Source organism: Cohnella baijiui (genome assembly GCF_020731285.1).
Taxonomy (GTDB): domain Bacteria; phylum Bacillota; class Bacilli; order Paenibacillales; family Paenibacillaceae; genus Cohnella.
The window spans coordinates 149,363-157,009 of record NZ_JAJFOW010000010.1; the positions used below are offsets into that span (position 1 = coordinate 149,363).

Sequence of the window (7,647 nt, forward strand, 5' to 3'; positions counted from 1 at the left end):
CTCTCTATCCTTCCTCCTTCGAGCCGAACAGCCGGTAGGCGAACCTCATCGCGAAGTAGCTCACGAGCAGCAGCATGACCGAGACGGCCGAAGCGTAGCCGAGTTCGAAACGGATGAAGGCGTAGTCGTCGATGTGGTTGATGATCAGATGCCCGGCGTATTGGGGCGTAATCGGCAGCCCGGTCAGCTGCGTCGAGATGGCCCCCGCCTTCAGCGTGCCGACGATCGTCATCACCGCGCTGAACAGCATCTGCGGCTTCATCGAAGGGATCGTGATGTAGAACACCTCCTGCAGCCGGTTCGAGATGCCGTCGATCCGGCCGGCCTCGTAAAGCTCGCGGTTGACCGTCTGGAGGCCGGCCAGCATGGCGAGGAAGCCGACGCTGAAGCTGATCCAGAGCGAGACGAGGATCATGATCTTGAGCAGGTATTTGGGATCCTGGAGCCAGACGACCGGGCTGTCGATCCAACCTATCGACAGCAGGAAGTTGTTCACGTATCCGACCCGGTCTCCGCTGAACGCCGCGATCCAGACGACCGACAGCGCCACCCCGCCCGCCATCGAAGGCGCGTAGAACGCCAGCGTGTAATAGTCCCGGATGCGCAGCGGCAGCTGGTGAATGAGCCAGGCGAACGCGAACGAGAGCAAATAGCCGCCGGGTCCGACGAGGAGGGCAAACAGAAACGTATTCGGCAGCGCCTTGGTCAGGAAGACGATGTCTTGCGTAAACAGCGCGATATAATTGTCGAAGCCGATGAAGTGCAGCTTGCCGAAGCCGTCGTACGACGTAAATCCCAGCGTGGCGGCCATGACGACCGGCACGACGATGAAGACGACGAAGCAGATCAGGAACGGCGCGAGAAACAGGTAGCAGAAGGCGTCCCTGCGCATCTCCATCCAAAAGCGGTTCCAGCGCAGCCGGATGCCGGAGGGCGCGCGGCGCGCCTCGGCGGCGCGGGGGGCTAGCTCGGTATTCATGGGGTCGGTCCCTCCCATTCGTAAGGCTGGACGATCTGCGGCACGCTCAGATCGTCGCCGGCGCGAATGCCGAAGTCTTTTTGCCGCCGGTTCATTTCCCGCTGCAACGACAGCTGCGCCTGCTCCAGCGACTCCTGAGCCGGGATGCCATCGAACACCGTCCGGTTCCAGGCGAACTCCATCTCCCGGTTCAAGAAGTAGTAGCCCGGCACGTACGGCATGTTCTTCGCCCAACGGGTCTGCTCCCGGATCGCCGCGAGGTCTTCCTTCGGCCAGGTCAGGGCGCCCATCGCCTCGACGTTCGCGGTGTTCCACCGGAACTCGATGCCGTAAAACGACTCGATGTCCTTCGCGTACTGCGACTGCACCTCGGCCGAGGTCCACCATTTCAGAAATTCCCAGGCTTCGTCCTTCCGGTCGCTCTTCTTCATGATCATCGCGCCGGATACGCCCTGCGGCGACCACCGGGCGACTTCGCCGTCCGCCTGGCGGATCCCCGGGAGCGGTGCCATTTTCCAGTGGCCCGTAATTTCCGGCGCCGCGACGAGCAGCTGGACGTACGTATTGAAGTCCGCGACCCCGATCGGAATGTCGCCGTCGCGGAAGTGCTGGAAGAACGCCGGAATATCGATGGGCAAATTGTACTTGCGGAACATCTCGGTCCATTGCTTGAAGGCGGCCTGGCCGGCCGCGCTCGTCAGGTCCGACTTCAGCCCGTCTTTCGAATACGGCTCCGCGCCGTTCTCGAAAAACATCGTCGCGAAGTCGCCCTTCGGGTAGTTCATCGTCATTCCGTTTTCCTGCAGCGTCGGCAGCAGGTCGAAGACGTCGTCCCACGTATCCGGCACCTTCAGGCCGAGGCGCTCCAAGATGTCCGTCCGGTAGAACAGCATCTGGAAGTTCTGTACCTCGGGCAGCCCGTACACGCCGCCGTCGTAAGTCATCGCGCGCCGGACGCCCGGAATGAAGCGGTCGTAGACCTGCTGGAAGTCCGGGAACTGCTTCAGGTCGGCCACCGCGTCCCGCATCGCGTAGTCCGCCGGCGTCGCCTCCCCGATGCCGAGCGCCACGTCCGGGACTTCGCCCGCCGCGTTGCCGAGGATGAGCATGTTCGGATTCGGCATGAGGTTGATGTTGACTTCGATCCCGGTTCTCGGCGTGAAGTCCTGATCGACCATCTCCCGCAGCAGGTCGACGTAGTCGCGGCCGCGCTGCACCCAGATCGTGAGCGCCTGCTGCTTGTTGTGCTTGCGCGTGTCGTAGTCCATGTAGAACGACCGCGCGAAGTCCGTCAGCGAGTACGGCACCCGCGACCAGGCCGTCGGCTCCTTCAGCCCGGTCTTCGTGCCCGGCGACCGGACGACGAGGTAGTCGAGCAGCAGCGGCTGCTGCGTCAACGTGCTCATCCAGGTGCCGATCTGGCTCTGGATCGTCGCGAAGTCGGAGAGCTTGTTCGGAATTTCGTCGATGTCCTCGCGCATGTTCTCCAGCATGCTGATCGACACCTTGATCGCCTGGGACAGGTCCGAATCTTTGCCGTTGAGCCCGTTGATATAGTCCCGGATATCCGTCAGCCGCCGGATGAACGTCTCGATCTTGTTCTCCGTATCGGGATCGAACTTGGCCATGTCCCAGGTCCGCGTCTTATCGGCATTGTCGTCGAACGCCTTGACGCTGTAGTTGCCGGTAATAAGCCTGACGTGCCGGTCGAACGCCGCCAGCTCGGCCAGCGTGTCCTGGAGCGCCAGGGTGACGGGGGCGAGCGGCGAAGCGTCCGCCGTCATGCGGATCGTGTGCGCGCCCTTGGCCAGATAGAAGGAGTAAGGCTTGCCGTCGCCGTCCGCGAGCGTCGTGATCTCGAACTCTTTGTGGTACGGCAGCGCGTAATGAAGCATTTCGCGGAACGGCACCTCGCCGTCGATCTCGATCGTCCGGTACGCGGGGAAGCCGTTGCGGTAGTTTTGAAAGTTTTTGAGATCGATCTCATACCAGCCGTCGGCGGGCACTTCCAGCTTCCATTCCACCCACTCGCCCGGCAGCCGCCATCGCTGCCCGCCGAGCACGTTGTACGTGATGCGGCCTTTCGGATCCGGCGAAATGTACGGCTCCGACCAGTGGTCCGTCTGGATCGCCAGGCTGGACTTGCGCTCGAAATGCTCGGCCTCGACGGTGGCGAACCAGTCCGCGGGCGCGGCGGAAGCGGACGGCTGCGCCGCCGCGTAGTCTGCATAGGCGCGCGTCTCCTGCCAGGGCCGGAAGACCAGCGTCTTCAGGGCGAACGGCTCCCGTTCGCCGACGAGCCGCAGCGTATGCGGGCCGGCGTCGAGCCGGTAGAGCAGCGGCTCGGACGATGCGGCGTAGTCGGAGGCGGCCTTGACGGACCAGCTGACGAGCTGCGTCTGCTGCGGCCGGATCTCCATGCCGATCTCGTTGCGGTCGTACGGATATTTGGCGTCCTTCCACTGCCGCTGCAGCTCGATGCGCTGGGATTCGGCGAACGGATACTTGCCGTCGATCTGCACCCCGCGAACGACGGAGGCATTGCCGCCTTCGAGCGGCTTGTAGGTCAGCTCCAGCGCGTACCAGCCGGCTTGGGGGGCGTCGAACTTCCACTCCGCCCAGCCATCCGCGTTGCGCCATTCCAGCACGGGCGCGCCGTCCTCCGCTGTCTTCGCGAGCGCGGCTTCGGGCGCGGCCGCGGCGTAGTCGGCCGCGCCGAGCGCGATCGGCCGATCCGCCTCGCCCGCCGGCCGGGCGCCGGCTTCGCGCATCAGCTTGGCGTACGGCTGCGGGCCGTCGCCGTCCTCGAACCCCAGCAGCTGGTCGACGCTTACGTTCGAAGCGTAGATGGCGGAACCGCCGGAGGCGAACCAGCGGATCGCTCCGAACAGGACCAGGACGGCCAGCAGCAGCCGGAAAAGGGTCTTCCATGCGCCGGCCTTTCTCATGCGTCGTCTCCCCCGTGCGCCAGCGACAAACCCGTGGTTTCGTCGAAGAAGTGGATCTTGCCCAGCTGGAAGCCGACGCCCGGCTGATCGTCCTTCCGGTACAGGTCCTCGGGATCCGTGCGGGCGATGATCCGCGTCTCCCCTACATTCACGTAGACATAGGAGTCCGCTCCCGTCGCCTCCGTCATCTGCACGACGCCGCCGAAAAACGCGCCGTCCTCCGACGCGCCGCCGGCGTCGCGTCGCAGCAGGACATGCTCAGGCCGGACACCCATGACCACGTTCCGCACCGCGCGCTCCATCCGGTCGAACATCGCGCCGAACCGGGGAGGCAGCGCCAGCTTCATCCGCTTGTTGACGAAGTAGTAGACACCCTCCTCGCGCGTCACGTTGCCCGGAATGAAGTTCATCTGCGGCGAACCGATAAAACCGGCGACGAACAGGTTGGCCGGCTGGTCGTACAGCTGCCGCGGAGGTGCGACCTGCTGAATGACGCCGTCCTTCATAACGACGATTCGCGTCCCCATCGTCATCGCCTCGACCTGATCGTGCGTCACGTAGACCATCGTCCGCTGGAGATCGCTTTGCAGCTTGATGATTTCCGCCCGGGTCTGGGCGCGCAGCTTGGCGTCCAGGTTGGACAGCGGTTCGTCCATCAGGAACACCTGCGGCTCCCGGGCAATCGCCCGGCCGAGGGCGACCCGCTGCTTTTGCCCGCCCGACAGCTGGCTCGGCTTGCGCTCCAGCAGATGGGCGATTTCCAGTATTTTCGCGACCTTGTTCACCCGCAGCTCGATCTCGTACTTGGCCGTCTTGCGCAACTTGAGGCCGAGCGCGATATTCTCGAATACCGACAGATTGGGATAAAGCGCGTAGTTCTGGAACACCATCGCGATGTCCCGGTCCTTCGGCGAAACGTAGTTCATGAACTTCCCGTCGATATACAGCTCGCCGCTGCTGATCTCCTCAAGCCCCGCCAGCATCCGCAACGTCGTCGACTTGCCGCACCCGGACGGGCCGACGAGCACCAGAAACTCCCCTTCTTCGATGGACAGGTGAAAGTCGTTGACGGCCGGACGGGCTTCCCCCTTGTATTGTTTGAACACGTGATTGAATGCGATGCTTCCCATCCATCCTCACCTCTCGTAATCGCTGCCAAATCTTATGGTCTTAATGGTAACGTAAGGCCTCGTTCGCAAAGTAGGAGGGAGGATTGGCTTTTGCAGGGCGATATTGGCTTCATTCCCTTCGTTCGACAATCCCGCCGCGCATGCGAAAAAAAGCCGCCCGGGCGGGCGGCTTTGACATGGGGACGCTATTGAACGTCGAGCGCAATCCCGCCGTGTACAAGACGGACGCCTTCACCGGCGCGCCGACGCCGACGATGGAAAAATCGGCGACGCCCTGGACGAGTTGCTCTACGACGCGATGCTCAAGATCGTCTACGGCCAGGAGCCGCTGCCCTACTTCGATCGCGTCGTCGCCAAATGGCACGCGCTGGGCGGCGACGAGATGACCGGCGAGGTGAACGAATGGTACGCATCGCTAGGGAAGACGCGTTGATCGCGGGCCGTATGCGGCAAATTGTCCGCACGACGCGACGACGCCTCAGACGCCCCCCTCTATTCCGATTTGACGATCCGATACCGGAGGTGGGCGATTCCCTGGGATTCCATGACCCCGGTCGTTTCCAGCCGTATTCGTTCGGAGCCGATCGAATCGAACAAACGGATTCCCTCCGCGAGCAGGACGGGGGCGACGTGCACTTGAATCTCGTCCAGGAGCGAGGCTTGGAGGCATTGTTGGGCTACGCTCGCGCCGCCCAGCACATAGACGTCTTTTTCGCCTGCCGCCGCCTTAGCCTCTCGTATAGCGGCTTCAATGCCCGCCGAGACAAAGGTAAACGGCGTCTCGCCTTGCGGAACGGTATCCGGGCGGCTGTGGGAAAGCACAAAGACGGGAACGCCGCGAATCGGATGGTGGCCGCCCCATCCGGATGCGATCTCATAGACGCGTCTGCCGGCAACGATCGCTCCCGTCCTTTCGAACAGCTCGTTTAGAACTTCGCTTTTCTTGAAAATGCCGGTATCGAAATCCACAATCCATTCGTGCAGCGGTTGCACATCGTCCTCTCTACCGGCTATGAATCCGTCCAGCGACATGGAAATGTCTAAAAAAACACGGCTCATCTCGTTCAATTCCTCCTCGTTTTTTCTCGAAGTCTTCACTCCCCCATTCTACCGTTTGGATAGATATGATGATTCTTCTCGATTGCGCAGTTGCGTCCACGTCTGCGTTTTTGCCGAATGTGCGTATATAAACTACGCTCTTTGAGCTACTGCCTGCATTTCCGTCGAATGTGCGTATGTAAACTACGCTCTTTGAGCTACTGCCTGCATTTCCGTCGAATGTGCGTATGTAAACTACGCTCTTTGTGCCTTGGTTCGTTTGCGCCATATCATTCTACTCTTGAATCCGAATACACAGTTCATTAATAATGGAACAAGCGAGATGGACTCTTGCGAAATGCCCACCTGGAGGACTGAGAGATGAGGTTTACGATTGAAGAACGGGATCACTTGCTTCAAAACTTAAACCATCATCAAAGAGCCTTTCTAACGGATACCATGATAAGAGGACGCAGGACAGCCTTTGCAAACGCGATGGCCAAGCAAAAGGGATTCCACCTTCCGGATGACGCATCATTCGAGGAGATTGAAGCGCTGCTCGAGGATTGGATCTACGTCAGCACCTATGATGCCGGATACGTAAGCCATGATCTTCGCTGCGAATGCGGCCGGCCGTTACGATATCAGCACCGCGTCGAACACAAAACAACGGGCGAAGTAAAGAAATTCGGGATCGAACACTTAAAAGAGCACCTGGGAATCGACGCAGCCGTTGTCGCAGCAGTTAAAAAAGGCTTTGATGCGATTGATTACGAGTTGGACGAGATCCTGGCCAAAGCAGCGAGCAACTGGCGTCTGGATCCCGAATTCCTGCAGGTAGATGAGATCCCTTCAGATATACAAACGCACTTGGACCACGGGCTTCCGCTGCTGGAACGCCAGATCGCAAGGCTTCGCGATCGCCGGCGAAAACGGGTTAAACCTGATCTGCAGCAAGCAAATGTTGCTCCTGCCTATCAAAACCAAGCTCCCCGAGACCTATTTGAATGGCAGGAAATGCAACAGATTTCCACTTCAGATCAAGCACCCCAGATCCCCATATCGGATCTATTCCGTCTTCCGGATCGTCTACACAAACATGTTCAGCACTATCTAAATAGAGGCATAAAAAGCGCCCGCATCATCTGCGAGCTGCTCATCAAAGAGCATGGGGCTCCGAATGCCAGATACATCACCGGCAAACCGCACTTATTCGTTCCATTGTGCAAGCACATCGAGAACCATCATTCCGATTACAACATGAAGCCTTTAGGGGCAGACGACCGATCTTATCAAAAATGAGGTCCGTTTTAGATGGAGGATTTCCGGCTCAACCTAGAAATCGGTGCCTGACCAACGGGTTAACCTCGAACGAGTACCCTGTTTGGAACATTGCTACGCTAACAGTTGTCATAGCGCTTAATCAGCCCCAAAAACGGAGGTTTTCTTTCTAACGGTTGTATGCGCGCTTATTTGGACGATACAGCCCCTCTGCCTCAGAAATTTTGCAAAGAACATGACACGGATAACGGCGTGGGAAATTTTACAAAAG

Annotated in this window: 6 protein-coding genes; 2 read left to right on the plus strand and 4 right to left on the minus strand. The window is 59.9% G+C overall.

Going from position 1 to position 7,647, the window contains the following annotated elements:
* Positions 1-4: 4 nt before the first annotated feature.
* The 3 genes from LKX83_RS13110 to LKX83_RS13120 are packed head-to-tail and all read right to left on the minus strand — an operon-like array spanning position 5 to position 5,057.
* The gene (locus LKX83_RS13110) at positions 5-979 is read right to left on the minus strand and encodes a carbohydrate ABC transporter permease (RefSeq protein ID WP_227882718.1); all 975 of its coding nucleotides are present in this window, start codon (positions 977-979) and stop codon (positions 5-7) included.
* The gene (locus LKX83_RS13115) at positions 976-3,927 is read right to left on the minus strand and encodes an extracellular solute-binding protein (RefSeq protein WP_227882719.1); all 2,952 of its coding nucleotides are present in this window, start codon (positions 3,925-3,927) and stop codon (positions 976-978) included. The genes LKX83_RS13110 and LKX83_RS13115 overlap by 4 nt, the downstream gene beginning before the upstream one ends.
* Entirely contained in the window at positions 3,924-5,057 is a 1,134-nt protein-coding gene (locus LKX83_RS13120; RefSeq protein WP_227882720.1) for an ABC transporter ATP-binding protein, read from the minus strand. The genes LKX83_RS13115 and LKX83_RS13120 overlap by 4 nt, the downstream gene beginning before the upstream one ends.
* 283 nt (positions 5,058-5,340) lie before the next feature.
* On the opposite strand from LKX83_RS13120, the gene LKX83_RS13125 reads away from it, so the two are divergent.
* Positions 5,341-5,490 (plus strand): hypothetical protein, encoded by a 150-nt coding sequence (locus LKX83_RS13125; protein WP_227882721.1) that lies wholly within the window; start codon positions 5,341-5,343, stop codon positions 5,488-5,490.
* A gap of 59 nt (positions 5,491-5,549) precedes the next feature.
* Here LKX83_RS13125 and LKX83_RS13130 read toward each other — a convergent pair whose 3' ends face one another.
* On the minus strand, positions 5,550-6,116 hold the full coding sequence (locus tag LKX83_RS13130; RefSeq protein WP_227882722.1) for a dihydrofolate reductase family protein: 567 nt from the start codon (positions 6,114-6,116) through the stop codon (positions 5,550-5,552).
* Positions 6,117-6,476: 360 nt separating this feature from the next.
* Here LKX83_RS13130 and LKX83_RS13135 point away from each other — a divergent pair, with 360 nt between their 5' ends.
* Complete coding sequence (locus LKX83_RS13135) at positions 6,477-7,397, plus strand: hypothetical protein (RefSeq protein WP_227882723.1); 921 nt, start codon at positions 6,477-6,479, stop codon at positions 7,395-7,397.
* Positions 7,398-7,647 lie beyond the last annotated feature (250 nt).

What these genes read in the sequence shown, in the direction of transcription:
- LKX83_RS13110 (WP_227882718.1), bottom strand. Translation starts at nt 979, where the DNA reads ATGAATACCGAGCTAGCCCCCCGCGCCGCCGAGGCGCGCCGCGCGCCC.
- LKX83_RS13115 (WP_227882719.1), bottom strand. Translation starts at nt 3,927, where the DNA reads ATGAGAAAGGCCGGCGCATGGAAGACCCTTTTCCGGCTGCTGCTGGCC.
- LKX83_RS13120 (WP_227882720.1), bottom strand. Translation starts at nt 5,057, where the DNA reads ATGGGAAGCATCGCATTCAATCACGTGTTCAAACAATACAAGGGGGAA.
- LKX83_RS13130 (WP_227882722.1), bottom strand. Translation starts at nt 6,116, where the DNA reads ATGAGCCGTGTTTTTTTAGACATTTCCATGTCGCTGGACGGATTCATA.
- LKX83_RS13135 (WP_227882723.1), top strand. Translation starts at nt 6,477, where the DNA reads ATGAGGTTTACGATTGAAGAACGGGATCACTTGCTTCAAAACTTAAAC.